This window comes from Pantoea sp. USMM079, assembly GCF_037153115.1.
In the GTDB taxonomy this organism is placed as follows: Bacteria; Pseudomonadota; Gammaproteobacteria; order Enterobacterales; family Enterobacteriaceae; genus Pantoea; species Pantoea communis.
The window spans coordinates 597,813-624,151 of sequence record NZ_JBBCKX010000001.1 but is presented as its reverse complement, the minus strand read 5'-3'; the positions used below and the strand labels follow the sequence as shown (position 1 = coordinate 624,151).

General features: G+C 50.9%; 27 protein-coding genes and 1 pseudogene. 7 read left to right on the top strand and 21 right to left on the bottom strand.

Translation table 11 applies throughout. The features are described 5' to 3' along the window. Positions 1-66: 66 nt before the first annotated feature. Positions 67-2,352: a hypothetical protein gene (locus WFP70_RS03000; protein ID WP_337022552.1), complete on the bottom strand. Its 2,286-nt coding sequence runs from the start codon at positions 2,350-2,352 to the stop codon at positions 67-69. A gap of 133 nt (positions 2,353-2,485) precedes the next feature. Here WFP70_RS03000 and WFP70_RS02995 point away from each other — a divergent pair, with 133 nt between their 5' ends. From WFP70_RS02995 to WFP70_RS02985, 3 genes are all read left to right on the top strand, one after another. Next, a complete protein-coding gene (locus tag WFP70_RS02995; RefSeq protein WP_337022551.1) occupies positions 2,486-2,746 on the top strand; it encodes a hypothetical protein in 261 nt (86 codons plus the stop codon). Between the two features lie 75 nt (positions 2,747-2,821). After that, entirely contained in the window at positions 2,822-3,013 is a 192-nt protein-coding gene (locus tag WFP70_RS02990; RefSeq protein ID WP_337022550.1) for a hypothetical protein, read from the top strand. 180 nt (positions 3,014-3,193) lie between these two features. Beyond that, positions 3,194-4,498 (top strand): hypothetical protein, encoded by a 1,305-nt coding sequence (locus WFP70_RS02985; RefSeq protein ID WP_337022549.1) that lies wholly within the window; start codon positions 3,194-3,196, stop codon positions 4,496-4,498. A 365-nt stretch (positions 4,499-4,863) separates the two neighbouring features. Here WFP70_RS02985 and WFP70_RS02980 read toward each other — a convergent pair whose 3' ends face one another. From WFP70_RS02980 to WFP70_RS02910, 15 genes are all read right to left on the bottom strand, one after another. Beyond that, positions 4,864-5,301, bottom strand: coding sequence for a hypothetical protein (locus tag WFP70_RS02980; RefSeq protein ID WP_337022548.1), 438 nt, complete (start codon positions 5,299-5,301; stop codon positions 4,864-4,866). A gap of 145 nt (positions 5,302-5,446) precedes the next feature. Next, positions 5,447-5,857, bottom strand: a complete 411-nt coding sequence (locus WFP70_RS02975; protein ID WP_337022547.1) for a hypothetical protein — start codon at positions 5,855-5,857, stop codon at positions 5,447-5,449. A gap of 584 nt (positions 5,858-6,441) precedes the next feature. Then, entirely contained in the window at positions 6,442-7,122 is a 681-nt protein-coding gene (locus WFP70_RS02970) for a DsbA family protein (protein WP_337022546.1), read from the bottom strand. A 272-nt stretch (positions 7,123-7,394) separates the two neighbouring features. Continuing rightward, a complete protein-coding gene (locus WFP70_RS02965; RefSeq protein ID WP_337022545.1) occupies positions 7,395-7,826 on the bottom strand; it encodes a hypothetical protein in 432 nt (143 codons plus the stop codon). A gap of 38 nt (positions 7,827-7,864) precedes the next feature. Beyond that, complete coding sequence (locus WFP70_RS02960; RefSeq protein ID WP_337022544.1) at positions 7,865-9,418, bottom strand: phage tail protein; 1,554 nt, start codon at positions 9,416-9,418, stop codon at positions 7,865-7,867. 45 nt (positions 9,419-9,463) lie between these two features. Beyond that, positions 9,464-10,036, bottom strand: coding sequence for a hypothetical protein (locus tag WFP70_RS02955; protein ID WP_337022543.1), 573 nt, complete (start codon positions 10,034-10,036; stop codon positions 9,464-9,466). 1 nt (position 10,037) lies between these two features. Then, complete coding sequence (locus WFP70_RS02950) at positions 10,038-10,682, bottom strand: hypothetical protein (protein WP_337022542.1); 645 nt, start codon at positions 10,680-10,682, stop codon at positions 10,038-10,040. Between the two features lies 1 nt (position 10,683). Beyond that, positions 10,684-11,076 (bottom strand): hypothetical protein, encoded by a 393-nt coding sequence (locus tag WFP70_RS02945; protein WP_337022541.1) that lies wholly within the window; start codon positions 11,074-11,076, stop codon positions 10,684-10,686. Positions 11,077-11,120: 44 nt separating this feature from the next. Beyond that, entirely contained in the window at positions 11,121-12,266 is a 1,146-nt protein-coding gene (locus tag WFP70_RS02940; protein WP_337022540.1) for a P22 coat - protein 5 family protein, read from the bottom strand. A 14-nt stretch (positions 12,267-12,280) separates the two neighbouring features. Beyond that, positions 12,281-13,033 (bottom strand): DUF6651 domain-containing protein, encoded by a 753-nt coding sequence (locus WFP70_RS02935; protein WP_337022539.1) that lies wholly within the window; start codon positions 13,031-13,033, stop codon positions 12,281-12,283. A gap of 102 nt (positions 13,034-13,135) precedes the next feature. Further along, entirely contained in the window at positions 13,136-14,539 is a 1,404-nt protein-coding gene (locus WFP70_RS02930; protein ID WP_337022538.1) for a DUF4055 domain-containing protein, read from the bottom strand. 12 nt (positions 14,540-14,551) lie between these two features. After that, positions 14,552-16,024: a phage terminase large subunit family protein gene (locus WFP70_RS02925; RefSeq protein ID WP_337022537.1), complete on the bottom strand. Its 1,473-nt coding sequence runs from the start codon at positions 16,022-16,024 to the stop codon at positions 14,552-14,554. After that, positions 16,011-16,580 (bottom strand): terminase small subunit, encoded by a 570-nt coding sequence (locus tag WFP70_RS02920; RefSeq protein ID WP_337022536.1) that lies wholly within the window; start codon positions 16,578-16,580, stop codon positions 16,011-16,013. Before WFP70_RS02920 ends, WFP70_RS02925 begins: the two co-directional genes overlap by 14 nt. A gap of 108 nt (positions 16,581-16,688) precedes the next feature. Next, positions 16,689-17,276, bottom strand: coding sequence for a Rha family transcriptional regulator (locus tag WFP70_RS02915; RefSeq protein WP_337022535.1), 588 nt, complete (start codon positions 17,274-17,276; stop codon positions 16,689-16,691). Positions 17,277-17,543: 267 nt separating this feature from the next. Beyond that, positions 17,544-17,942 (bottom strand): hypothetical protein, encoded by a 399-nt coding sequence (locus WFP70_RS02910; RefSeq protein ID WP_337022534.1) that lies wholly within the window; start codon positions 17,940-17,942, stop codon positions 17,544-17,546. A 463-nt stretch (positions 17,943-18,405) separates the two neighbouring features. On the opposite strand from WFP70_RS02910, the gene WFP70_RS02905 reads away from it, so the two are divergent. Beyond that, entirely contained in the window at positions 18,406-18,663 is a 258-nt protein-coding gene (locus WFP70_RS02905) for a biofilm/acid-resistance regulator YmgB/AriR (RefSeq protein ID WP_337022533.1), read from the top strand. A gap of 130 nt (positions 18,664-18,793) precedes the next feature. Here WFP70_RS02905 and WFP70_RS02900 read toward each other — a convergent pair whose 3' ends face one another. From WFP70_RS02900 to WFP70_RS02880, 5 genes are all read right to left on the bottom strand, one after another. Next, positions 18,794-19,129, bottom strand: a complete 336-nt coding sequence (locus WFP70_RS02900) for a hypothetical protein (protein ID WP_337022532.1) — start codon at positions 19,127-19,129, stop codon at positions 18,794-18,796. A 29-nt stretch (positions 19,130-19,158) separates the two neighbouring features. Beyond that, positions 19,159-19,377, bottom strand: coding sequence for a phage holin (locus WFP70_RS02895; protein WP_337022531.1), 219 nt, complete (start codon positions 19,375-19,377; stop codon positions 19,159-19,161). Between the two features lie 195 nt (positions 19,378-19,572). After that, complete coding sequence (locus WFP70_RS02890; RefSeq protein ID WP_337022530.1) at positions 19,573-20,274, bottom strand: antitermination protein Q; 702 nt, start codon at positions 20,272-20,274, stop codon at positions 19,573-19,575. An 81-nt stretch (positions 20,275-20,355) separates the two neighbouring features. Beyond that, positions 20,356-20,622: a hypothetical protein gene (locus WFP70_RS02885; RefSeq protein ID WP_337022529.1), complete on the bottom strand. Its 267-nt coding sequence runs from the start codon at positions 20,620-20,622 to the stop codon at positions 20,356-20,358. 60 nt (positions 20,623-20,682) lie between these two features. Further along, positions 20,683-21,294, bottom strand: coding sequence for a helix-turn-helix transcriptional regulator (locus WFP70_RS02880; protein ID WP_337022528.1), 612 nt, complete (start codon positions 21,292-21,294; stop codon positions 20,683-20,685). 300 nt (positions 21,295-21,594) lie between these two features. Between WFP70_RS02880 and WFP70_RS02875 the strand changes: the two genes are divergently transcribed. From WFP70_RS02875 to WFP70_RS02865, 3 genes and pseudogenes are all read left to right on the top strand, one after another. Beyond that, complete coding sequence (locus tag WFP70_RS02875; protein WP_337022527.1) at positions 21,595-21,864, top strand: hypothetical protein; 270 nt, start codon at positions 21,595-21,597, stop codon at positions 21,862-21,864. A 147-nt stretch (positions 21,865-22,011) separates the two neighbouring features. Next, a pseudogene (locus WFP70_RS02870) lies at positions 22,012-23,367 on the top strand (MFS transporter). Positions 23,368-25,951: 2,584 nt separating this feature from the next. Next, positions 25,952-26,311 (top strand): hypothetical protein, encoded by a 360-nt coding sequence (locus WFP70_RS02865; protein WP_337022526.1) that lies wholly within the window; start codon positions 25,952-25,954, stop codon positions 26,309-26,311. The last annotated feature ends 28 nt before the right edge of the window (positions 26,312-26,339 follow it).

Sequence of the window (26,339 nt, the reverse complement as noted above, 5' to 3'; positions counted from 1 at the left end):
GCATGGCAATAACGCCATTCAGTTATCTGAATGACAGGATCGTTATTGGATTACCAGAGATGAATATTATGGAATGGCGAGGTTGCTGACCTGCCCGGGATGCATCATCAGCATGGATGAGTCGAATGCGCTGGTGGATGATGGCGCCCTGGCGGCCTGCAAAGCCATTTGATTTATCACGGTTGCCACCAGCACCTGACGGCCTTCATGTGTCATGAGGAGATTGACTGGCTGCTCAGTTTTGTTGCCCGGTACTGGCGGGATGGGTGGATAACGTCCGGTCTTACGATAAGCCTGCTCGCTCGCTCTCTGGTTATCGAAGTCAGCCTGTGTGGGCATCCAGGGTTTGTAGGGTGCGCCGTTGTCACTCGCATTCTGCCGGGCAAGCCTGTCGCGCTCTTTCATTTCCTGACTCTGGGATACCGTACTGGCAGGGTAGAGTGCGGCCACTGTCGCAGCCGCTATTATCGCCGGTAGTCCGGTCAGTGCAGCAGACAGTCCTGTAAGCCCTGTGGTGGCACTTTTGCCGATGAGCATATCAATGCCCCAGCCCGCCAGTTTCAGGGGGGACAGCAAAGCGCCGGCCGCGTGTTTGAGGACCCATAGGCCTCCACTGGCCGCCGCCAGGCCGGTGATGGCCAGCGCCGTGTTTCCTGCAAACTTCGCCATCTCAGGATGTTTGTGTGCTATTTCCGTCATTCGTTCTAGCGAATGAGTCAGCCCGTCGAGACCTTTAGTAAAGGTATCCAGCAGACCGCCGTCTCTGCCCATCACCAGCTGCAGGTTTTGCCATTTTTTCTGGAAGTCGATTTTTTTGCCGTTATAGGTGCTGCCCACAGCGCCATAGGCATCATCCAGTCCCCGCGCGATACCATAGGCGTCAAGACGGTGGTGAATGGTCTCCAGCTGCTTGTCGATGAGATTGAACATCTTGCCGCCGGTACGTCCAAATATCAGGGCATTCTCGCGCTGTTTCTGTTCGTCCGTGTAATGGTTCTGCCGGTAAATGGGCAGTATCATTTTCTCGTAGAAATCCACCGGCGACTGGCTGAAAAGCTGGGCGTTGATGAGCGGGTTACCGTGCAAACGCTTTACCCCACCCAGGCTGTTAAGGTCAACTTTGCTGGCATCCCAGATGCCCATTTTCACCAGGTCATGAGAGACCTGGCTCGGCAATTTCACGATACCGTTAAGGCGGTTATAAGCGGTCATCAGCGCTTCACCCGCCGCACCGCCCTTTAGCTCGCCGATAATGGGTTCAAGCTCGGCAAATAGAGCTTTATTGGTAAGGTTGAAGGCAGAGGTGCCCGCCTTGGCCATAAACTGCCGAAACTGAGTGAAATCGACGTTCCCGCCTGAAGACTGGATGGCTTTGAACGCCGCGTCCATCAGCGCATTAAAACGTTCCGGGCTTTTCAGGCCACCCGCCGTTTCCGTGAAACGCAGCATGTCCATTTGCTTGGCAAACGTGGCCTCGCGCTGATGCTCATCGAGTCCGCGTGAGGCGAAGTTGATGCGCGCCAGCACAGGCGCAGCAAGTTTAGCCGCGCGCAGCTGCTCATCCAGGGACTTCATGCCGGAATCGCTGAACACGCCCTGCGCTTCAACCATATATTTCAGCAAATCAGTCGTAGAGGAACCGCGGATGCGGGTCGTTTCCGCAAACTGCTGCGCCTCCCGGGTTGCTGCCTGACTCATCCCAAACTGTCTGAACTTTTCGGTCATAGTCTGGTAACGCGCAGCCTCATCCACAAAGCCGCTCAGCATTTTGAATCCCAGGTAGCCGGTGGCCAGATTGGTCATGCCATCTGAGTAGGCACTATGGCCTGAAGGACTGCCAAGACCACCACCACTCCCCGAACCGCCGCCACCCCAGCCGCCGGGCGGCACGCCGTTATGCCAGCCATTCCAGCCGGCGCCCGAACCTGATGGAGGAGGCAGAGCAAGTCCCCCACCATGGTTGCCATATCCGCCTCCACCACCACCCGCTGCGGCGGAGCCGGCCGCGAGAACAGGCAGCGTCAATGCCGCGCCGTAGCCGCCAGCCAGCTTAGGAAGATTTCGTGTGGCATTATTCATGCGCTGGGCGTGGTCGGCAGCAGAGCGGATCGCGTCGGCATAATCACGGGCACCGCGTGATGCGCCGGAAAACTGATTATTCAGAGAACGGTTCAGTGCTCGCAGCGCTGACGTTGCCTCTCTGGCAGCGCTGGTCAGTGCCTTGATGTTCTGTGTGATTTTGACGAACTTCTTGTTGAGTTCGATGGCGTCACGGCTGACCTGCATCAGGTTGCGCGTAATCTGGTCATCCAGCGCCAGCCGCACGGCTACGCGGTAAGCCTGAATATCCATCGAAACCTCAATTTACGGGTATTAAAACCAGCCGGTGCTGGTCATGTTTGTAGTACGAAGAGTGGAAAAAAGCTGAATGTTGAAGCCAGTCTGACGATAACATTTGCAACGTTAATAAGAGGGAACCCCGATTATGAATAAACTCGGTCGCCTGTTTAAAACAAAACGGGACGCTCAGTCGATGTATAAACGCATTTCTGACGCTGAACTCTCTCGCATCGCCGTAAATTGTGGCAGAGATGACATCTCTGCTATCCATTTAAGGTTGAAAATGTTCAAGGCTGAACTTGCCGCTTGCCCGGATTGGGACGGAGATACTCAGGATCAGATATGGGACGCGATCGACACACATAAGCGTCTGCTCGCACAGATTGAGATGTTGCAAACACGATAAGTACATTTCGCTTAGGTTAAATGTTCACTGGCTCCTGCCGATACATGACGGCATTCAACTTATGGAGAATTTTCGATGGAACAGCCAAACCCTCTCGCAGCCCTGTCGTTAATCATCTGGTTTCTGATGTTCATCCCTTGCTTCCGCATAGCTCAAAAAGCTGGTTTTGGATGGAAAATGGCACTGCTGCTGTCATGTCCGGGTATTCATTTCATTATGCTTTACGTCTTTGCCTATAAGAAGTGGCCGACTGCGCCTTATCGGTAAGTACTGATCATCTATCAGGGTGGTGGTAAGCAAACCTATAGGATAGGATAATTCTTAATCTTCAATTGAACACCGTTTGATGAAGTGTTCACTTATCGCGTTGAAGCTTTCATTAATGTCGCGAAATCAGCCCAAGACTGGTTCGCTAAACACTTACTAGGGAAGTAGTGGGGCAGAACTATGACAGCAGAAATTGCAGTTTTTAATAAATCAGCAGTATCTCTTGCAGCAGATTCAGCAGTAACCATATCCGGCGGAGATAATATTAATAAAATCTATAATGGGGCCGATAAACTATTTTCCCTCAGCAAACACCACCCTTTAGGAATTATGATTTTCGGGACTGCTTCTCTTTGCGGAATTCCATGGGAGATGATTATCAAGCAGTACAGAAAAAAGATTGGTGACTCATCTTTTGATACAGTACAACAATATGCTGATGATTTTTGGCAATTTTTGTGCTCTGGTGAACATATCCTCCCAATGGACATTCGTGAAAATTATTTAATCGAAACTTACGACAATAGATTCTTTCCCGCCTTAATAACACACATTGAAAAAACACTAATTGAACCTAAAATTGATGAGACAGGCTTAAGCCCAACAATTTTAGAGACATATACCCTTATCGAGCAGGGATCTAAAGTTGTCTTATCTGGTCTAACCAACGCTGACTTCCTTGAAGGAATGAATGACAGCGATATACAGACAGCCAAAGAGTTTGCTACACCTATAGCTAAAGAAATATGTGACAGTCGACTGATTAAAGAGGATGGTATTTTAATTCCTGACAGCTTATATGAGGTGATTGCTGAGTTATTTGCATATATTACATGCAAGAAATCACCATTTGGGCATAACACGGGATTAGTTTTTGCTGGATATGGTGAGCAAGAATATATGCCAGCAATACTAGCCTTTGACGTTTTGGGTTTCTTTAACCGGAAATTGAGATTCTCTCCTAATACTGAAAAAAGCTCATCGGGAGGTGCAAGCAACGTCTTTGCTTATGCACAAGAAGAAGAAGTCGAAACATTCCTTCATGGAATCAGCAAAAGTCTAAAGCAGTTTATGTTTGCAGGAGTATCTGTTGAACACGACGGAATGCTTGAAGATATATCCAATGAAATCAATAAAATAAATATAACAGATCAAGAAAAGGAAACCTTAATAGCGAAAGCGAAAGACTTATTAGAAAACAGTTTATCTGATTTTCAACGTACTGTAGAGGGGCATATATCAGATAAATACAGTTCAAAAGTAACTGAAATGATAGAGTTTTTACCAAAGCAAGATTTGGCGTACATGGCAGAATCGTTGGTAAACCTTACAGCTTTCAAGCGAAAAGTATCCAACGACAATGAAACCGTTGGCGGCCCAATTGATGTTGCTATAATATCAAAAGGAGATGGATTTATATGGGTGAAGCGCAAGCATTACTTTGATAAAGATCTTAACCATCATTTTTTCTCTCGCATATCATAGGGCATTGAAATGAAAGGCGAAAATCTCAAAAAAGAAATCGAACTCAGAGAATGGCAAAAAAAATTTAACCCTTCTAGAACGACTGAGAATAACTCTATAATTTTAAAGAAGAAGCAGTCAGAAAATACTGAATTGGAAAAGAAGACTGAGAGCCTATTCTGTTGGTGATCAGCTACTTAACCCGGCTACGGCCGGGTTTTCTTTGTCTTACATCCTCCAACTCTTACCGCTTCGCATGCAATCCCCAACTCACCTACTATGCTAAATGTGTCTCCTACTTCCCTGTGATGAGACCAATCTCTCGTTGGAAATGTTGGGCACAGGATTGTGCCAGCCCGGTTGCCACCACTCCCGGGCTTTTTGTTTTACCAGGCTTTGAATCCTCGCGAAATCGCCCTCCCAATCGACTCCATCAGCGGATCAATCTTCCGCACGTAAGCAGGACCGATGAAGGGGCGCGGCGGAATGTTTTCGGTACCGACTTCCTGCCAGAATCCGATCTGACTTTTAGTGCCCACTATGGCCGCCAGACCTATCACTTCACTTTCAATTGAGTCTCTCAGTTCACCAGAGCGCAGCAGCGGGTTGTCTTCGGTGTAACCCTGGCGAACACGGTCGGCTCTGGTAGAGGCTGCCAGTGGTGCCCACGCTTCAAACGGGCCGTAAGCGGGCTGGTACACGCCAATCTCTTCTTTCGCCGTTTCCTCAATCTCTTTTACGATGATGTGAAAACCCAGCTCAAGCTCTGCCGCAATTTTGGTGGAGGCAAACGACATCTCTCGCCCGAACTGCTCAAGGTCCATCAGCTGGCCTCCTCCCACTGGCCTGTGTTCCAGTTGTACCTGGCGCCGTCGAACTCGCGGATGACCACGCCCATGGCAATACGCTCATGAGGCATTAGCCCGGTCAGTCCCGGAAAAATGATGCTGAACGGAACCCCGGATTTCATCAGCCAGCACTGATTGATGAACGCAGGGTTCCGGGCAAGTTTTTTGCGGCGGTCTCCGTGGCTTCATCCTCTTCCTCTTTCGACTTCTCACGTAACCAGGATGTCACCGCTTTCAGTCCGCTTTTACCGAGGATGGCCAGCATGCCTTCAATCTGTTTGGGGTTCTGCGGCACCGGGTATTCGTCACCGTCGATATCCGCCACCGCCGCCACCGGGAAGGCATACATGTTCATGTACATCACGTTCATGGCCATTTCAGGCCCTACGGCGACCGTCAGGCGGGATTCCTGAACCGGGTCCAGCTCGCGCAGGGTGATAAGGCGCCCTGCTGTATCCCTGACCTGGTTTGCTTCAGTTGAGGGTGCAGCCGCAGCGGGCTTGTTGTTTTCATGCACTATGACCTGAACCATTTTTATTCCTTAATGTACTTTTGCGACGGTTTGCCATCTGGGGCAGCAGCTGATTAACGGTTTTCTCACCCTGCTTGTGCATCGGTAAGATGAAAGGACACGGCCTCATAGCGGTAAAGCACTGACCGTGCCACTGGCTTCGGTAAGGGTTTAGACAATCGTCGTGCCGAGTTTCTGGTGTGAGAGCAACTGCGCCTGACTGGTGACAGGGGCGTTGTCATGCATTGATAGGTTCAGCGTGCGAAAATCTGTCTGCGCCCGAACCAGTTAGCGACGGCTTTCAAAATGCATCCAGCCCTTTCGTGGTGAACATACCAGCCGAGGTCAGCGCGCTGCCTGTCACCCTCATCCTGCCGATTTGCTGCATTTTCATCTGGAACACCTGCTCTATCTTTACTGAACTTCCCTTTCTCACAAACCTCACCATAGCCAACTCATATGATCAGTAACAAAACATCTCTGTCATATTGGTCTGTCACTCTCTTGTGGCGGGTTACACATACCACGCGTGAGATACGAGAACTTATTGGTTACCGTTGCCATCAGGCCCGCCTCAGACGGGCCTAATTTTTTATTAAAGGCTGTTAACTATACGAACCCGAGCTAGCTTTATCCTTTAACTCACGCTTCACTGCCGATTCCAGTTCATCAAAAGGCACATCCCCCCAAAATACCGTTTCGCCCACCAGTGTGGCGGGTGTATGGGTAATGTGGAGCTGTTTCATCAGAGCCTTATTTGAAGCAAGCGTGTGTGTCGCTTCTGGGCTGATTTGGTAGATATGGCCCCCCACGTCCCGAACTGTTCGACGGATGCTGTAGTCATCCAGTACCCCCTGATAACGCATTAGAGCCTGATGAAAAGCATCGAATTTATCAGGCTCGGACTCCCACATCGTCAGCGACATACGAGCAGGGTTCAGCGGCTGGAAAGGTGCAGGATTCAGCTTGTAAGTCACAGCTAGCTTCGGGTATCGCGCCAGCAGACTATGCAACTTTGCATCCAGCGCTTTGCGGTCCTTACCGTTATAATCGGTAAAACACACCAGGGTAAGCGCGGGTTCCTGTGCGCCGATTCTCGGTGAATGGGGGTCATGCAACAGGTTGCTACGTATCAACGCCTCCGTCTCCGGCGCTCTCTCGGGTGTGAAGGCCACCAGCCCTGAAACGGGCACACGCAGGAATTTCTCCTGCCCACCCGCAGGATCCTGAGCGGGCGCAGAGGATGACTGTATCAACATCATTGAGGCCAAAAATATTTTAAGCATAGGGAGTTCCTCAAAGTTCATCGGCGTACTTAGCGTTTCATACAGACAGGTCTGCGCGGCAAGCGAGACGGTAATTTGACTTATGTTACCTGATGAAGTTTCAAGTCAGAACTCAGATTTTGCCTATATATCCCAGCGCTGAATGGATGCCCAAACCTTCCGCAATACCGAATGGCGTGGCCGCAGGCATCCGTGGCCTGACCGGGCATATCGTCTGCGGACAGGTGGGGATTCCGGTTGTTAAATGACGGTGACGTTGACCATTTGTCTCCTCAGTTAACTTTTTTGCGACGGTTGGCCGTCCATGACAGGGTCTGATTAACGGTCTTCTCACCCTGCTTGTTGCCGGCATCGGTGAGATGAAACGACACGCCCTCATAGCGGTAAACACTGACCGTGCCACTGGCTTCAGTAATTGTTTCCGTGATGGTGCCGCGCGGCTGGTCGATACCGTTGTAATAGTTGTCTTCCCACTTTGCCCAGAAGTCATCCAGCGTGGCATCCATACGCTCGGCGCTGATGGTGCCGTGCCACCCCGTCGGGATTTGCAGCTCATCGGTCAGGCCGTTGAGCGGGGTTATTTTCTGGGTGGCGACCTGCGGTTTGGCGTCAAAGCTAATTATTTTGGGAATGCGCAGCTTGCCCGCGGGCGTGTTGATATCAACGGCGATATCACGACCGACGGTATAGCCAAGACTCGGCATGATTTATCTCCGGATGAGGATGGGCGGTGTCTGCAGGATTAAGCGTGCCGGTCGTTGGCGACGGTAATGGTCACGCTGCCACCCCCTTCCAGATTAACCAGGAAGTAACGCACCACGTTCAGGTATTTCACCTGCACATCGGCGGTCATGAAACCCTGCGCCACGCGGGCGTCCGGGTTGTTGGTGGCATCGAGCCGCACGGAAAACGCGGGACCGCCGTTCGGATCCTCTATCATCTTCAGCGTTTCCAGATTCGACAGGAATGACTCGAGCGTGCTTTTGGTTTCACGGCGCAGGTCTGTTGTCTGATTGTCCCCCACCACGCCGCCGAAGCTGGCCGCAATGGTCAGCGACAGGAAGTTGGTCATGCGGGTGTAGGTGTCATCGTTCTGGGTCGGACTGGATGACGCGTTGCGCCCCGATCGCATCCCAAAGTAATGGCCGCCCGGACACGGGTTGGTGATGACGTCGAGACGCGCGGAATTGATGGCGCCGATTTCCGGTACCGAGTACGGCCGCCCTGCCAGCTGGCGCTCGGTGGCGATGATGCCCGGGATGTGTTTATTAAGCGTTGAGATATGTGGTGACCGGGCAGCAATATTCGCCGCTTCAAACGTGGCGGGGGCGATCAACCTGTTGATACCGTTCGCGCTGTCCTTCCAGTAAGCCCAGTCACCCACCAGCAGCTTAAAGTGCCAGTCATCCACGCCGGAACTGTTCAGCGCTTCAGACATTGCTTTGCAGTCGGTGGAAGACGCACCCTGAGAAATGACGTACGCCCCTTCCGACGCGGCGAAAGCGGCCATATCAGGCCAGCAGTCCTTATCGGTCACATCAATCAGGTTGATGACCTGAGAATTTGTGCCGCGCAGGGCATACATCCCCTTTCGTGGCGTCTCAACCCCATCGTTACCGAGTATCACGGCATCCTTAATGCCGGTAGCACCATCGGTCCCCCCCGCCAGCGTCACCTCTGTGACGGCAGAGGGCGCTGTTGCATCGGACTCGACGACTTTCGCCCTGACCAGCTGACTGGGCCCCCGGATGTTGAGCTGCCCCTGGTTCACCGCGTCCGCCATGGATTGCCATAGCGCCAGGCTTTCACCGCGAAGGTTATCGAAAACCTCAGCGCTGACGCCCGGCAGGCTGATCGTCAGTTTTTTGCTGTTAACGGCAGTGCCGGTGCTCATCATCACGCTGATACGGTTGCCGCGCGTACCGGTGTACAGCGCCGTTAAGAGCAAAGCTGTTTTAACCGTGTTATCACAAAGCCTGCCGCTGGCTGCCGTGTCACGCCCGTTGGTCACGCGCACGCAGTTAAGGTTTGATGCCCCCTGCTGCAGTGAAATCGCCACCGCAGTGGACAGGTCATAAGGACGGACACGGGGAGCCCCCAGCATAAATGCCATGTCCGTATCCGAACTGATACGAAACGCGCTGTTGACCGGTCCCCAGCTCGCCACACCCACCAGCCCCAGACCATCCGTCGCCACACCGTTGATAAAGCGCGTTCGGGGAGGCACGACCTGCACGTACAGGTCAGGGGCGTTCAGGGCCGACGTGTTTAGGCTGCCAGCCGGATAAATCGGCATGATGAGTTACTCCACTGGAAAGAGAGGGTTCAGGATGATCGGATGTTATTTAGCGACAGGCTGGTCGTTGAGGGTGATCACGGTCTGGATGACTTCCGGTGCGGCTATCATCTGCGTGGTGGCGAAATTCACACTGAAAATCAGGTCGCGGCGATACACATGCCAGTTCTCCGCATTGTCTGTGTCAAACTGGCGCAGGTAGAGTAGTTGCGCGGGTGTGGCGTCGCCCAGATCGATATGGCACTGATCAGCGAAAGCGGTATCGATAACTGTTCCGACCTTTTCCCTTAATGCGGGTGTGGGTGCCCAGACCGTTATCTGAAAATCTTTGATCTGACGCTTCAGCTCCCTGACCGCTTTCCCTGACTCCGGGCCAGACGCCACAGAACGGAAGGGTCGCCCAAGCGGCGTGTTGACCCTGCGTTCGGTCGGGAGCGCCCAGACAGATACGTGCACGTTGCCCGTTTCGATATCCTGCTGCAGGACGCCTGGCACTGGCCAGCCTGGATAAACTTTCACCGGAAAACTTAAGATACCTGGCAGGCCGATGCCGTCGGGGTACACCACGTCGGAGACCTGTTTAGCAAGGTAACGGGATACATCATCGACGCTCGCCATATCATATCGTCAGGCGCATAACCGCCAGTCGCCAGCCCATGTCAGTCAGTTCAGCACCAGTGAGGACGTAACGCTCACCGCAGTCATCCGTTATCAAATCCCCGGCGCGAATGTGCAGATGGCCAAACGCAGGCATCAGTATTCCGAACCACGCGCTGCGGGTGTCTCCGGGTAATCTGACCGGGGTATGTTCTCCGCTGCGATGCAGCAAAATACTGGCTGGCCAGCCTTCCATGAGGACTTTTTCGCGGTCAGGACGTGTTCCGCCATAATCCTGAATCCCCGCTTCATTTCCGGCAACTGTCGTGCGTTTAAGAGTGATCGTCCGATCCGCTTTCACGCACAGGATCGGCTGCAGTGGCGGCATGGCCGCGACATACAGTACCCCTTCATCAGGTGAGACCAGGAAATCCCCCACCTGAAAATGAGTCGCATCGAAAATACCTATGCGCGCAGCCTGACCAAAACGTGCCGACCGACGGTAGCCATAATCCGTGGTAAACGAGGCGTACAGCCTCTGCACAGGTTTGGTTTTAAGCGGGAACAACGGGCTCACCGCGCGATGATGGCTGACCATGATGCCGATGCGTTTTGCAGCCCGGCCGCTGCCCCGGTTCAACCGGGCCGTAAGTTGTGCCAGATCCATCTCAGCCTCTCACAATTCGGGTAATGCCCTGGCTCAGGGAGGGTCCGGGCGGGATACCCAGCAGGAAGCAGAGCTGGTGGCGCCACTGGTTATACAGGCGTGTGCGGTCGGAGACTTCAGAACGATTACGTTGCCAGACGGCAGCTTTATCGGTATCCAGGTTATCACCAGCTGTGCTGATCGCCTTTTCCAGTGTGGCCAGCGTAGTGAGGTGATTGATTACAATCACCGCTTCTTCTGACCGCAGAGTTTTCAGGCGATGGGCCAAAGTCTGGAAACGTCCTGACGTCACCTGCGCGTAGGCGGCATCGGATCGGTCATCCGGCTGGGTGTCACCCAGCAGCGAATAACCCATGTAACGACGTGCATCAGCCTGCTGTTGGGGTGTCAGCATGTAGACCTCTGAGGGATGCAGGGAATATGAAGGCAGGTGCAGGCCTAGCCTAATAAAACGGCAGTATGCTCCGGTTTGATGTTCTGGCATCCCCATGCTGCGGCGACTTCGTAGCGTACACGGCGGTATTGTTTGTACATCGAGAATTCAAATGACATTCCGGTGCGCGGGTCGGTGATCATGATGCGATCATCCGCCATATCCCCTTCTTCCGGCAGTGCGGGCGCACGGGTGGCCAGAATGATGGCGGAACGGCTAAAAGCGAAATTGGCAGCGAAATTACTCAACGTTTCAAACTTCGTCCCTGCTTTTAAGTCTTCCTGCAATCCAGGCTCATGAATATGAATGGCGTCATAGGATTCACCCGCAACCACATATTTATGCTTACCCAGTACGATGATCGAGCCTTCGGTAACTGATTCTGGTACAGCTGATTTTCCCTCAGATCCCAATGTGGGAAGCGGTATTGTCGTTTCCCCCTCTTTAAGATCGCTTCCGGTGATCATTTTCTCGATCTTGTCGTTGGTGGAATAGGCCACTCCTGCTGATTCGCGCAACGTGAAGCCATGCAACTCCAGCAACGTACCCTGTGCACGCAGTGAAGTCGTCCCCGCTTCGTTGGCTTTAGTCAGTTGCGCCATAGTGCGCAGTGCTGCACCGGATGTGGTGTCGATAACACATTGAAGATCGCTCAGTGGGGCACCATTGTCAGTCAGGATTTTGCGCACCTGCGCCGTATCAGTCAGGGTGTCTTTGAACGGCGTTTTACCCGCTTCACCTGTCGCGCGTGAAGCGCGGCGGTAAAGATCGCCCAGGTCGTCTTCGATTTCATTAACCAGCGTGCGCATGGCTTGGGTGATCTGATCCTGGCGGATGCCTTTGTAACCGGGACCGCTCTTGATACCCTTCTGCTGTTCGCCTTCCCAGCGGAACGGCACCATGCGCGATCTGGTGATGGTGAGCGGCACGTTATCAATATTCTGGTCACCGTTGTCCGGCGGCAATTGCCCAGGCTTCACATCTTCACCCTTTGAGGCGGGCGTTAGCGGGATGCGGATCGGCTGACCGAGTGCAGCACGTTCCGCACTGGGGTCCAGTGTGACAGACGGAATAAAGCCCGCCATTTCACGCGAGACAATATCCAGCGACTGGTACAGGTCGGGGATGAGTTGCGTCAGGGTATTCGACATGCAGTGTGGTCCTGTTAATCAGTAATCTGCACACCCGCGCGCGCTTTATCGCTCTGCTCCTGAGGGCTGAGTGATTCAAACTGTTCGCGGGTGAGCGAGTTCGGGTTGGTATTGCCATTCCCCCCGCCGGAGCCGCCGCCCGAAGCGCCGGTGCCTTTGAGGATCTGGTCTTTATACGGATAGTGTTCAACAAGGATGCCGAGGGCTTCATCAAACCCGGCCGCCTCGCCGGGGTTGATGGCGCTGAAGATTTTGTTCCCCGCGCGGTCAAAAGCCGTGACGTTGTCACCCTCCACCTGGAAGTTGCTTCCAAAACGAGCCTCCACCAGGTCAGCGGGGATACTCATCTTTTCGGTGATGAACTTTGAGCGGGCAAAACTGCCGCCGATCTTCTCTGCGGTCAGTTTCAGATTAAGGTCATCACGCTCTTTGACGATAGGCGCATACTTCTCTTCCAGCGCGCGCACTGCTTCGGTGCGGACCTTCTCAACTTCACCGGCATCCACCAGCGTTTTGTCTGCCAGGTTTTTCACCGTATCAAGTGCGGCCAGCGCCGCAGCCGGATCGTCAATCCCTTCAAAGGTTTTTAACGTTGTCTCGGCCATCTCGGCGCGTTCACGGTGTGACTTTGCCTCACCGTTCAGGCGTGAAATGGTCTGAAGGGTGCTGGCAGCATCAAACGCCACTTCTTTGCCGTCGTCCTGCACATACACAGGCTTGCCGTCGGTCACGACCACCTGGCCATTTTCGTCGAGTTTCAGTTTCATGAGGGTCATCCAACCTTGAGAGCCATCCGGCCCGTGACGCCGCGCTGCATCCGCAGTCGCAGGCAATAAAAAAGCCCATGCCGGAGCATGAGCCTGAATGCGTTACACCGCCGGAACAGGGGCGGGCTTGTCTGCAGGTGATGGAGGCATCGCGCGAATGCGCTGCTCCTCCTCTGCCCAGCGCAGTTCACTGCTGATAAGCCCCCGGCGCTGGATTTCGTTGAACAGTGTCTCGTCAGACAGGGCACGTTCTTTGTGCATGCCCACCAGGAAGTCGGCTGAAGCTTCGGCCAGTGTCGTGGCGCCGAAGTCACTGAAGATAGTGACGTGCCCCGCCTCTTTCTCGCCTATCCATTCGCCCAGATACTGCAGCGCCAAGCGGGCGGCGTCGGTCAGGTCGCACACCATACGCTGCAGGGCGCTGGTGCCCGCCTCGTTGTCCGCCAGCGTCTGCACCACGGTGCGGTGGCCAGGTTTGATCACCAGCAGCTCCGCGCCTATCTGCCGCATCTTCTCCTCAAGGTCGAGAATGTCGGTGCGCCCAGCCTCAATAGCTTTACCTGTGTGTTCGACGTAGCGCAGATCAGCATCATCTTCTTCAGACATGATGGCTAAGGCTGCACCGACAGATATCGGCGCGTCACCCAACTTTTTGCCAAACAGCACCGGAACGCGGGCGACGTGGAGGATGGTCTGCTGGTCGCTGCGGGACTGCCAGTGCTCGACGTTGAGCCACGCCAGCTCGGCCAGCGGCGGCCGCCCGGTCATAAAGCCACGTTTGTCACCGTACACCGGGACAAAGGTGATTTTCTGCAGGCTGGTGGTGCCCTCGTCATGCAACTGCCACTCCATAGCCCCCGTGGTTTCATTACGCTTTTCACGGTAAATCCGCCAGCGCCCCGGGTTCAGCACCCTGACCTGCTCGACGGCATTCACCACAAACTCGTTTTCCGGATCCCTTTCGCTCACGCTTTCCACAAAGCGGAGCATGGTGAAGGTTTCCTGTCCGTTGACGCGTTCAGAGTCGTAATCCAACAAGCTGTTGGCGGTGACTTTGACGAAATAAGGTCGCAGTCCGCACTGACGTTCTTCAGCGCGGGTCAGGTCCTTTCTGGTAGGGGGATGTTCCACCAGGATACCACAGAGACCATACGCCATGGCCTCTTCACAGATATCCGCCAGGAAGGAGTGCAGATTGGTACCCTGCAAATCCACATCCGCGAACATGTCACGAATGCGGACAGGCACAATCTTGTCGTCCCAGGTTACCGGGCGGGAAAACGGTTTGCCACTCAACACCTCGACCGTGCGGCTGAATGCCGGGAACAGCGTGGCCGTGTTCAGGCGGCTCTGGTAAAACGCGGCCTCTTCATTTGGCCACTGGGGCAGATAGGTTTTGCCCGCCAGCCGCATTGCCGCAGTTCCCCCGAGCAGTGCCGAAATCATGGGCCAGCACCCGGCCATCGACTCGATTTTGGGCGATCGCTTCCGGACGTCGTTGCTCATGGAAATCTCTGGTCAGGCGGAGAACGGACGAACCGTAGTGCCTTTCGGCTGGAACAGTTCGGTAATGGCCCAGACCAGCGCATCGAGGCGGTCCGGGGATTTTTTGGCGGTGGCAGGCACGTATTCCAGCAGCTGATTCTCGAGCTGGTAGAGGTTGCCGCGGTGTGCCACCCGGCCCTGTTCATACAGCGCTGAGATGGGTTCGGCGCGGGCGAACTTGCCTTTGCTGGCGTGGACACGAATGATACGCCCCCGAAAGCCGGCGTTGCGCAGCGTGTCTTCAGCCATGTCACCGCCCTGGTTGGTCTCAATGACAATGGCTTCCGCACGGTGGGTCTCATAAGCCTGTATGGCTTTATTTGCCCAGCCGTTCGGCGAGTACTTGCCTGAGTGGTCTGCATCAGCGGAGAACAGCCGATCGTTGCCGCGCCCGTATGAGCTGGCGACGACTATCCCGGTTTCGTCACTGTCTTCACTGTTAGTGGCCTGCGGGTCAATGGCCACCACCGTGCGCGATGGCTGCAGCGGGATATCCAGCGCGCGAGCGCCGGAGACCATAGCTTCTGTCCACAGCGCGCCTTCCGCATTGAAACGGCGCGGCCGCTGCATGTACTGCGCTTCCGCCGTGCGGCGGTGCGAGAACAGCGAGACGCGGTGAGTTTCGTTGTGCTTGTACGGCCACAACCAGCCGTCAGGCAGGCCATGTTCAACCGGTATGGCGTGTGAGTTTTCCGGGTACAACGCTGAATACGGCTGGCCGCTGTCAATCAGCACCGGGAGATTCAGGTGATGCCACTTCTCACCACTGCCGCCGCGCAGCAGGTAGCCACTCAGGTCGTGGTAATGGATGCGCTGCATGATGACCACGATAGGCGTGGTCTCAATGGCCAGTCGGGAGCGAATCGTCTCGTTAAAGCGGGTATTTACCCCGTCGCGGATGATTTCGCTGTAGGCATCGTCTGGTTTGACTGGATCATCCAGTACCAGACAGCCCTGCCAGCCCGGCTCCATATGCCCGGCACGAAAGCCAGTGACCTGTCCCGCAGCGGAAGAGGCATACACCCCGCCGCCGTATTCTGTCCACCACATGGCCTTACTGTCTGCATCGTCGCGCAGCGCCATCGGCCACATGGCCTGATAAGCCGATGACTTCACGATGCCGCGTGTGGTCGACGAGTTGAGTAAGGCCAGGTTGTGGGAATACGACAGGTGCATAAACCGCGCGCGGCGGTTCAGTGCCAGACCGCGGCCCATCATGTTGATGGTGGCCAGTTCGGTCTTGGTGTAACCCGGTGGAACGTTAATGATGAGGCGCTGAATCTCACCATCGATGACCCGGTCCAGCGTCTGCTGAATGACCTGATGGTGCGGCGCGACGATCATCCGGCTGCCCGTGCGCTGCTTGAAGAAGTACCGGGCGAAGTACATCCCGTCTTCTTCGCACTCTATCCGGCGTGCAGCGGTCTTATACTCAGCAGTCGTCATCCTCTAACATGTCCCGGCGCGCCTGTTGGTATTCCTCGCGGGAGAGCAGCTTAACTTCAATCGGACCACCCTCTTTCCCCGTCAGCGTATGCGTGGACTGTTCACGAAAGGCCTGCACTGATATGTGCTTGCCCAGCAGCTCCAGGTTCTTCACTTTATCGGGCCACTTTATTTTTTTAAGGATGTTCTCGATGGTGGTTTGATCGAAGTTGGTGACGGAAGTGAGGATATCTAACCCACTCAGTGTGGTACGCCAGACCTTTGGCCACTCGTGGACCATCTTCAGGCCGCCGTCATCTTTGAGGATGTCGAGCACGTCCATCTGATCGATTTCAATAAGGCGATGAAGCACGTACTTGGCATCTATTTCAACCTGACCATTGCGCTGAGCTTTCAGTTCAGAGATTCTGTTTTTAATGTCAATTTTAGACATATTAATAGAAGCAGTTCGATTAGCAGTCTTCTGGCTGTATCCTGCTCTGATGGCTGCCTGCGTTGCATTTAAATCAATCAGATACTCGCGACAAAACATCTCCTGTTTGTCGGTGAGTGACATAAATTACCTTAAGGGCTGAGTAGGGGGAAATTATTATCGGAAATTGTTTATGCGCGTTCTATCTTTTACAACAAAACAAATCACCTTTTTATTATCGGTATGCATTTGTCAAGATGGTGCAACCTCATGAAAATCGCCTAAGTCGATAAGCTTATATTGAATTATTTCCATAACCAGTTGCTCGGCTTTCTTGATAACTTTCATCTCTTTTTTACGTCGGGTCATCAGCGCACTACCAGTTTGCCCGTGTTCTTCGAAAGAGAATTTTTCAGCAGCGGCAACGCGATTTTGCATCTCCATGATGGTCATGTCTGCCAACCCTGAAAAGTCGAGGAGATTAACATCTTTCACACCTTCGAGCGCAGTCATGTGATCGAATACCTGAGCCTGCAACTCGTAACTGTAACTCATCGCTATCAAGCATGCCTCACGCTTAGCGAAATTATAGCAAGGTTGCTTCCTTCCCAGGTCATCTATGTAATCGGCAAAAAATTTTGCTGATTGAATTTCACCCAAAACCTTGGGGACTTTGGCCATCAGACTTTTATGTTGAAGTATACGAAATTGTTTACAGGGGAATTTAAGCCCCGCAGCAATCGCTTTAGATTTGCGATCGAAATTTATGTAGTCAACCATCTCAACACTACTCATGGTCGGTACTTTCTTTGAAGGATATATGGTCAAAGAGCTATTCATTTCGCTGATGCCTTTTGGTGATATGAGTCAGTTCGCACAGATATGGGCAGCCCAAGAGCGGCAGCGATACCACTGCCCTATCTCAAACTCATATCCCGAAAGACCCTTGGATTTGATACGCATGCGATTGCGTGGAGGATAAATACGGACGTAAAAAAAGCCGCACCCTCACGGGCACAGCTTTCAATTTTTCAGCTTAAATCAGTTTTTGCGGACCGCGTGAGTGATTTTCAAAAGTGTGGATCCTGTAAAATACTTCGTGCTGAGTCAGCGATTAAAGTGTTGCCTGCAATAGAGGGCCGTCTGTATCCGGCATCTGACGCGGTGTTTAGCGTGTCTGATCACCAGCATCCACTTAGGGTCAGCCGTATTCCTGCTGAACTTTTCAAGCGCAACCAGCAACTCGTTCCATTTTAGGGTTTGATGCGCCTTGTCTTTACCCAACAAATCTTTCATGTGCTGTATTGTGTTATCAACCCGGAGTTTTACTTCTGCAATGCTTGTTCCAGACTGGTGAAATGCCGCCAGTTTTCTCAACTGTACCGCATAAATTTCTACATCTAAGTCTAATGCGTTCACACGCACCTCAACGATTATAGTTTTAAAATTTAACTTGTAGCTTATATAGCCAAAAAAATAAAGCGAAGCGTGAGAAAATAACTCCATACTGGCTCTGGCTGTAAAAAAACCAGGGTTCAGCACAAATACTCACAGCACGTTAAATGACTTAAGAAATACTGTACAAAGCGAACTTAAAATATGAAAATGAAGTTTCCCATCGATATTATTAATAAAAACTTAAGATAAAATAAAATAAATCATTCTTTTTTGAGTTTGACGGGCATGATTATCCGAATTTCATAAGATTCATTTAAGATTGTTTTTAAATGGCAATTTAAATACACCTCAGACCATCATCATTGAATCATTTACCGTTGTACAAGTTCCCAAAAACTGTATAGGTTTGTCTGGCGAAAGGATCCGCACGTAACGAAGGGTGCATTGCACCGCCTCTGTCAGTGTTTTTGGATTTCCACTTACAGAGGTCATTTTTAGTGCCAGAAAGGTATTTTCTGCGTGAGAAGATCCAACCGTGTTGATACCAATTTGAATATCCTATGAGGCTTCCATGAATATTTCCGTCAGCGATAAAAATCAGCTCGAGGCCCCTCTGATAGACGAAATTAATCAGTTTTCCAGCGAAAGAGCCGTGATCGGCGAGATAAGTGCCGAAATTGCCAAAACGAAAATGCGCATATCAAATAAGGACGTTATTCTGGCCCTGATACTCAGGCTGGAAACGGAAAATGATGTTGTTAAACAGGATATCTACCGAAATGCTTTAGAACTTATCCTGGAACGCACACCCGACGATATCCCTTCATGAAATATGCTGTGTGTTAGTTGAATAGTGAGTAAGGACACTCGACTCCTCGCGTACCAACATTTGCCCCTGGGACGGGGGCATTTTTGAGGAAGCGCATCATTCCTGTTCGTCAGTCTCGAGTTTCAAACTATCACAGTTCAGCGTGCAAGCTTGATGATTTCGCATTCTTTTTATGCGTTGCATTCCACAGTTGAATAATGGCATCAATGAGTACTGCAAAGTGCTCTTTCAGGCTCTCCCAGTTCTCACCCAGCACATGAGCTGCTGCCTGAAGTGCTGCCATCACACACTGTTTCTTGGCGTCACCCGCTTTATCCTTTTCATGAAAGGCGATTTCGGCATCATGGATAGCTTTGCGCATGACCTCATATATCTGATAGCCACTGGTAATCGAATGGAATAAATCGATGTTGAAGAAGGTCACGCTATGCAGAATATTACTGAGTGAAGAGAGCTGGGTAGTCATCTGAAAGTCTCAACGTTTTGTCGAAGAATTTAGGCGTCGCGCTTATCCGGGGACGACAAAGCAGCGATTTTGGCCTGGACGAGTTTGTGTTTGTAATAGAGGTTCACAGCAAAAGTCATGACGGCCAGGAAAATGCCGGTTATTAAGCTGATGGCGCTCCATTCCTCCGGGCTGAACATAGTCAGGAAGCCATTGGCCACCGCCCCGGCGGATGCGCCATAAGAAGCCACCGCAGTCAGTCTGCTCACAGTGTTTATCCTGATGATTAATGAGGGAGTGAAGTTGATGTGCCGCGTGCAGACAGGTGAAAACAAAAAGCCCCGACGGCGGGCGTCAGGGCTTGATTAACTCAGGGTATAAAATCCCATCGTTAGAGCAAATCTACCACAGAAAAGGGAAAAGTAAATAGCGAGCTATCGCATCGGCATGTGAACAATCGTGCGCTATTTGGTGATGCGCTGAAATTGCGTCTCCGCCCAGGACACCTCTTTCTCAAGATAGCCCGTCAGGTAATCAGAAAAACGCTTCAGACTTTTCTTCCAGGTATCGAGGGAAATGTTCTCGCTCACCTGCGCAACGGCGCGGTAAATCACTGTTGAAGGAATACGCTCAAAGCCCCGCCCCCCGCAGCGAACGCAGTGATGATAAATGGGGACGCCCTGCAGCCGGGTTTTGAGACGGTTGACGGCGATCCCTCGACCCTTGCAGTCATTGCAGGCCGCGCGGACCGTTCCTTTGCCGGCACATTTTTTACAAGGCTTCCCCTTCTTCATCCCTGACCCACTGCAGGAAACACAGGGTAATTCCGTCGCTGCGCTGCGGGCAAAGTCGAGAAAGGCGTAAATGACCATCACCTTCAGCACCCTCTCCCGTTCAACAGCCGGTAATTTGCACAGGGCCGGATAATGAAGGGCCTCATGACGGGCGACAGCCACCAACAACGAAACAGCCTTCAGTGCAGCCTGCGGGCTCAGGTTCATCTTTCCCGCAAAGGCGGCACTGCCGATCGGAGCACGGCGCTGCATCATGCCTGCGGCGGCCATGACATCGGTAACGGATAGCGATTCGGGTGAAGCACGGCTGAATAACGTTCCCGGATGAAGCGATCGGGGAGAATGAAATTTGACGAGGCCTTCAAGATTCATAAAAACTCCATTGCGCTGTATAACGACTCTCGATACAGGCAATGGAATATGGACGGAGAGGCATTCAGTTTTCTGAATGTCTCAGCTGTAGCCGATGGGATGGACAATAAACGCTTTCTTTGAAACCACGACGGGCAACTGTTCGCGCGTCAGTCCCGTGGTTCTTATCCAGATAGCAATCAGCGCTTCCCCCGTATGGTGTTTAGGCACCGCCCCCTGCTTCCAGCCAATGAGTGTGGATGCCGCGACGTCCAGTTCATAAGCAATCTTCTGCAGTGAATAGCCCGCTTTACTGATGTCATTTAACACCCGGAACCAGTCTGTCTTGTGGATGTTAATGATCGGCACAATGCGCCTCCTGATTCAGTTCGGGACAGGTGACGCTCACAGGTCTGACTTGATATTGCTTCATGGTCTTTCCCCCAACTTCAGCATGGTCAAATCCTTGAGTCGCTTCAGGCCCAGTTTGTTGGCGCAGTTTTTGCGATGCTGATACACCGTGCACCTGTCGATGCCGAAGTGTTCAGACTGCCAGCCAGCGTCTTTGCCGTGAACGAACCCGTCCAGAATATCCAGCTCTCTCTGGCTCAGCTGGACCATCGAGTCATGCCTGACTTCACCCGCTATCACCCTGCCCAGTAACCGGCTGATCCTGTGCCGACAGGTGCGTGTATGGATTATCTGCTCTTCATGGATCACGCGCTGGAGTACCTGAACGGCGTCGCCGGTGAGGAGACTGACGTCGTCGGCGAAAACCACCAGACGCGTATTGACGCGTTTCTTTAACGCCAGAAGCGTACTAATACACCTGGGCATGAACGTTTCCTGTGAAACACAGACAATGGCGGCCCGTAAGTGGCAACGGCTATGTATGGTCCGTTCTGCATCCCATTTAGCTATGTTGCAGGCATGAAAGGTCTGCAAATAATGTTGATGCGCGACCGTGTTAACCACTTCAAATAACCCCCGATGCAAAATATTCCTTTCACCGATCACAACAAAATGCCTTGCTGGGTACATTATGATTTTCCTTCAACCCTGAATGTCGCCATTAACATATATTCCTGCGATAACGTCGGGAAATCACAATTTCAGTTCACACCCGCAGCCTAAACAATATATTCCGGTTAGGGACATGAGGCAAACCAGAAGCTTTACGATAAATAGTATATAGCAATCAGTATGTTAGCGATAAATGTAGGAATATTATTAATCCAGGCGGTCAGTTATTTTTCCTATTAAGCAACTGTTAAGTTAATCAGCAACATGTTGACAGTCAGATATACCGATTTAATATTCCCCTCACACCACGGAGGATGTATGAAAAGAATGCTGTTAAGCATATGTTTAATTTCTGGCTGCCAGAATGTGGTTACACCTCCTTATGAAAGAACAGACGATAATAAAAACTCGCGATCTCCTGATTCTTGTCATGCCTGGGATGACAGATTTATTTATGCCCGTCCGGACATCATTAAAACCAGTCAGGATTTTGAATGTTTACGCAGGGAAAGAAAGAGCATGAAGGATAAACTGGCGCAAAAAGTCCGGAAAGCAGTTAACACAAGGGTTGGATTGCCAAAACGTTAGCCCCAAAAAAGCCCCCGTGCTTATTTTTAACGTGCGATTTCCATTTATTCAGGAATAACTGAAGGGCCAGTTCATTTAAAAATTCCACCGAAAGCACAATGGCATTTAAAACGTGCGCTGGCAGAAATTAATTGAGGCGATATAACCATGATAAGGTCATCTGAAACTAATACTCCATTCAGTATCATGGCGGTGATTGCCGTGTCACTGAGCGTGGTAATTGCCATGTTAGACAGCACCATCGCGAACGTGGCGCTGCCCGTTATCGCGGGTGAATTCAAAGTGCCGGCATCTGAATCCATCCTTATCGTCAATGCCTATCAGTTTGCCGTACTGGCCTTTCTTCTTCCTCTGTCGGCTCTGGGGAAAACCGTCGGCAATAAACGCATATTTGAAGCGGGTATCGTCTTCTTTGCGATGTCCTCAATAGGCTGCGCGCTCTCGGACTCTTTGCCCATGTTGATTTTGTTTCGCATGATTCAGGGTTGCGGCGCTGCGGCCATTCTCAGCGTCAATGCGGCATTGATTAAGTAAATCTACCCCTCACTGTTGCTGGGACGCGGTCTGGCCATTAACGTCATGATTGTTTCCGTTTCCGCCGCAGCAGGCCCCTCAATCGCCGCGGCTGTTTTGTCCGTCACAAGCTGGAACTGGTTGTTTACTCTTAACGTGCCGATCGCTGTCGCTTCGCTATTACTGAGCGTTATCTACATCAGAAAACCCACCCCCTCCGATTTCAGATTTGATGTGCCTGGGGCCTTACTTACCTTCGCGGTTGCCGTATCCTTTTCAGTGTGTATGGCCGGGTTAACCCGGCAGCTTCCACTGGTGGCTACAATCAGCTTTGATGCTTTCATCTTATTGTTGATTGGCTGGTACCATCATCAGAACGGTAAAGGAAACCAGGCGCTGGTCCCGTTACGCTTATTCAGCAGCCAGACGCTTTCACTGTCTCTCATGATGTCCGCACTGTCCTATTCAACGCAGCTACTGGCTTACGTGTCTCTGCCTTTCTATTTTCATGATGTACTGCATCGGAATGTGGTGGTAACGGGTCTTCTGCTGACAGCCTGGCCGCTGGCGACGACTTTTACCTCGGTATTAGCCGGCGAACTCATCAAGCGCATTAACTGCAACATCATTGCGATGGCCGGACTGGCTGCCCTCATACTGGGGATGGTATTGCTGGCCGTACTGCCCGACTCACCTCACAACGGTGACATCGTGTGGAGAATTGCACTGTGCGGGGCCGGATTTGGGCTGTTTCAGTCCCCTAACAATTACCTGATCATGACGACGGCGTCGTGTAAAGATGCCAGCATAGCCAGCGGCCTGCTGGGTAGCTCGAGGCTTCTCGGACAGATAACCGGTTCTGCATTAGTGGCCATCATGCTTAACGTCTTTGATAAACACGGTATCAAAATCAGTCTTTTACTGGGGGCCTGCTTTTCCCTACTGTCCCTTTTAGTGAGCTACTTCAGACTGTTAGCCTCAGCAAAATGAGACCGCTCCTGTATTGAAGTTGCAATAAATCCCTCAAAAAAATCCTGATATCAGTATGCAGAATCAAATTAGCTCGAATAAAAGTTAACGCTAATCACACCCAAATGTAATTGGGAATAAATATCAATAAGCGAAATAACCGAAGCGTAAGTGAAAGACTTATAATTTTTTATCAACAACCTGCCGCGGTTAATAATTAATGATCGTGCTAATGATAAAAAACGATTGTCTTAAGAAACTATTGTAATTGGAAATACCCCTGCCCTGATGATATTTTCATCACATGGAACTTGCTGGTTCCGTATTAAAGGTGCAGATTATACCGCCCGGTCCTTATGCCGGGTTTTTCTTTATCTTTCTCACTCCTCTACCCACCTTAATTTGGCTTAAAACTCTTTTTGTCTGTTAGCCCCCCTAATCTCAATCCCTTGCAGTATCAGTTAGCTATTTTTTGAAACATTTCATACAGTTGCATTCCCTAAACAACACTTAGCTTTTTTCCTGACAAATAAAATCTTAACTTGATGCTCTCAAGTCATGAATTTAGCCGCCTGGCTTAATTAAAAATTTTAGTTTACTTAACGGATAAGAAAAATTAGATATACGTAATCGCTATGAGCTTTTACTGTTAGTCGTCAAAATCAAGCCGAACGCCAAAATGAAAATAACGTATCACATTGATTATCAGTACAAACAAAATAGTTTTGACAGACCCTTACCTGAGGGTGACGTCATAAATACTTCCGGCGAAGAAACGCCCGTGATGTTCCTTCCCTCAGTCGGTGACTACGTAGAGATAAGCGGCGACCCAGAAAATAAAAGAGTCTCATCCTTTAGTGGTGTCGTCACTTCACGTTACTTTCGTTACCGTCGTCTTACTGTCGAGGAGGTATTTTGCCACATCAATATTGTGGTGGAGCAAACTTCACATGACCCAGACACGTTATTGAATGAATAAGTATCACTCAAGAAATCTCAGGGGGTTCATATCCTGTTGATTAAATTAACGTAAATCTTACACTATTGAAATTTTGCTCTGTCATACTGGATGCGTGGGTGACCTGAATCTTCATCCATGACGCCTTGAGTGACAACACATTGTCACGACCTGTACTTTAACAGGATCCGAAGCTTTGACATGTATTCATTGCTTCGGCAATTTTTTTAATACTTCCAGCTGATATGCCCAGAGGAAATACCGCTTTTGTTCCAATTGGAGGAATGTAATCAAGTTAGTTTTGGAAGTTGATGACCCTACTCAGTCTAACTGATAGGGAAATCTGAGCAAAAAAAACGGACAGCGGTGTTTTCCTGAGCTCTCGCTGAAACTCATGGATAACGCGGCAGCGCCCATTACATGACCTGACGTCAACAATGACCGTAATTGCCGTTGGTAAGGCATGCTCAGTTGAGGCAAACTTTTTCCCCTGAGAGCGGCAATCTCTGAATCGGTGAGTCTCACCATCATAAGGCAGTCATCCACCTCTCAGTAGCTGTTCCAGGCTCGCTTCCGACTCGATAAACTCATCGGTGATGGTGCGGATCAGCCTGTCTTTATTCGAAAAGCTCTCTTTTCGAATAAAGACAGGCTGACCGATAGAGCTTCTTTGGCTCCCGTATGTTCACGCCATAGCGGTAAAAGTGCACCAGGCTGTTTTCAGTACCCGGAAGCGAAACCGTAAGACCGACTGCGCCATTGGCATTCTGAAAAATTGTAATTAAATCGTTCCGACCTATTGTTATCTTGTTGATTTTTACTATCTTTACTGGCACTTATTGCTGTATGAAAAGTTAGAGAATAAGGAGATTTCATGGTGATTATCGTTAATTCTTGTAATCGATTTCATGAGTAAAGCAGACGACTCAGATTCCTGCCATACCCAGATGTTAATTTGTAAAAATTTTTGCGGTGAACGATACCCTCCCTTCAAGTCAGCACGATGGGTTGAGGTGATCTCGCTGAACCTGTGTTTTTCAGTGGTTCAGGTAGCTCCAGTGAGGAAATTTTATCGTTTGAAGCGTTCAGTAGAATATGCCTGTATAAATATACAGCCTTTTACCCATATCATTCAAAAAATGTTACGCAGTCGGGAAGCTGTATTGAAGTTAATAATCTACTGTCTCAGCAGGAACTTGCTTAATGTTGCAATAACTAAATATCTTTTAACTTAATTCGCTATATCCCATTTCTTTCGAAACATAAACCAATTAAGAGTGAGCTAATCGGCTCTGATATCCATGAAGCTGTCAGCGCATACTTACAATTCACGCACTGCCTTAATCACGTATTTTCTTTCACTATGAATTTATTTGAATAGCGGCTTCCTTCTTCTGTTGAATAAGGTCTGCAGGAGTGAGTTATCAAATTCTGATGAGCGGACTTTGAATCTACATTTGATGACGCTATTTTCAGTACTTCTCATTTTTACTACATAGAATTTAAAACCTTCTATACTCTTTTACGTTCACTGAGCTATGACACTTTTTCCTTACCACTTAGGGTGTTACCACTGAGTTTCTGGTTTGAAGTCGCCAACTCAGAAACATTGCAGAGGTTAATTTAAATTTGAGGGGAGTTCCTGACATGCTGCATTCTCGATTCGCGCGCGCTGGCAGTCTATTGCTGTTAATCGCTGCGGTTATAGGCTTCGCATTAGCTTTATATGCCTGGCTGACGCCGCTTACTGGTGTTACAGGTACCGTAGGTGCTCTGGGTGTTGCCATAGCGTGCGTCGTACTGGCTTTATTGACCTTCATTCTGCGATCCGCATCCACCCGACTTGCGCGCATCATCCTGATCATCATCACCCTCGTGGCTTTATGCGCAATTGGTTTTGCGGCCGCCTTGCTGCATCAGTACATCATTACCGGAGCAATGGTCGTTGGGCTTATTGGTCTGATTATGATGAGCAGTCGTTCCCTTCCCACTAGCTCGCGCACTTAAGTCTGAGGAGTTTTGCCCGTGCATAACA

Bases quoted from the DNA above. Each gene is read 5' to 3' on its own strand.
- WFP70_RS02865 (WP_337022526.1), top strand. From the start codon at position 25,952: ATGCTGCATTCTCGATTCGCGCGCGCTGGCAGTCTATTGCTGTTAATC.
- WFP70_RS02940 (WP_337022540.1), bottom strand. From the start codon at position 12,266: ATGTCGAATACCCTGACGCAACTCATCCCCGACCTGTACCAGTCGCTG.
- WFP70_RS03000 (WP_337022552.1), bottom strand. From the start codon at position 2,352: ATGGATATTCAGGCTTACCGCGTAGCCGTGCGGCTGGCGCTGGATGAC.
- WFP70_RS02880 (WP_337022528.1), bottom strand. From the start codon at position 21,294: ATGTACCCAGCAAGGCATTTTGTTGTGATCGGTGAAAGGAATATTTTG.
- WFP70_RS02965 (WP_337022545.1), bottom strand. From the start codon at position 7,826: ATGCCGAGTCTTGGCTATACCGTCGGTCGTGATATCGCCGTTGATATC.
- WFP70_RS02960 (WP_337022544.1), bottom strand. From the start codon at position 9,418: ATGCCGATTTATCCGGCTGGCAGCCTAAACACGTCGGCCCTGAACGCC.
- WFP70_RS02875 (WP_337022527.1), top strand. From the start codon at position 21,595: ATGAAAAGAATGCTGTTAAGCATATGTTTAATTTCTGGCTGCCAGAAT.
- WFP70_RS02905 (WP_337022533.1), top strand. From the start codon at position 18,406: ATGAATATTTCCGTCAGCGATAAAAATCAGCTCGAGGCCCCTCTGATA.
- WFP70_RS02890 (WP_337022530.1), bottom strand. From the start codon at position 20,274: ATGAATCTTGAAGGCCTCGTCAAATTTCATTCTCCCCGATCGCTTCAT.
- WFP70_RS02985 (WP_337022549.1), top strand. From the start codon at position 3,194: ATGACAGCAGAAATTGCAGTTTTTAATAAATCAGCAGTATCTCTTGCA.
- WFP70_RS02925 (WP_337022537.1), bottom strand. From the start codon at position 16,024: ATGACGACTGCTGAGTATAAGACCGCTGCACGCCGGATAGAGTGCGAA.
- WFP70_RS02970 (WP_337022546.1), bottom strand. From the start codon at position 7,122: ATGCTTAAAATATTTTTGGCCTCAATGATGTTGATACAGTCATCCTCT.
- WFP70_RS02975 (WP_337022547.1), bottom strand. From the start codon at position 5,857: ATGGTTCAGGTCATAGTGCATGAAAACAACAAGCCCGCTGCGGCTGCA.
- WFP70_RS02935 (WP_337022539.1), bottom strand. From the start codon at position 13,033: ATGAAACTGAAACTCGACGAAAATGGCCAGGTGGTCGTGACCGACGGC.
- WFP70_RS02900 (WP_337022532.1), bottom strand. From the start codon at position 19,129: ATGACTACCCAGCTCTCTTCACTCAGTAATATTCTGCATAGCGTGACC.
- WFP70_RS02950 (WP_337022542.1), bottom strand. From the start codon at position 10,682: ATGGATCTGGCACAACTTACGGCCCGGTTGAACCGGGGCAGCGGCCGG.
- WFP70_RS02995 (WP_337022551.1), top strand. From the start codon at position 2,486: ATGAATAAACTCGGTCGCCTGTTTAAAACAAAACGGGACGCTCAGTCG.
- WFP70_RS02990 (WP_337022550.1), top strand. From the start codon at position 2,822: ATGGAACAGCCAAACCCTCTCGCAGCCCTGTCGTTAATCATCTGGTTT.
- WFP70_RS02915 (WP_337022535.1), bottom strand. From the start codon at position 17,276: ATGAATAGCTCTTTGACCATATATCCTTCAAAGAAAGTACCGACCATG.
- WFP70_RS02955 (WP_337022543.1), bottom strand. From the start codon at position 10,036: ATGGCGAGCGTCGATGATGTATCCCGTTACCTTGCTAAACAGGTCTCC.
- WFP70_RS02920 (WP_337022536.1), bottom strand. From the start codon at position 16,580: ATGTCACTCACCGACAAACAGGAGATGTTTTGTCGCGAGTATCTGATT.
- WFP70_RS02980 (WP_337022548.1), bottom strand. From the start codon at position 5,301: ATGGACCTTGAGCAGTTCGGGCGAGAGATGTCGTTTGCCTCCACCAAA.
- WFP70_RS02910 (WP_337022534.1), bottom strand. From the start codon at position 17,942: ATGGAGTTATTTTCTCACGCTTCGCTTTATTTTTTTGGCTATATAAGC.
- WFP70_RS02930 (WP_337022538.1), bottom strand. From the start codon at position 14,539: ATGAGCAACGACGTCCGGAAGCGATCGCCCAAAATCGAGTCGATGGCC.
- WFP70_RS02945 (WP_337022541.1), bottom strand. From the start codon at position 11,076: ATGCTGACACCCCAACAGCAGGCTGATGCACGTCGTTACATGGGTTAT.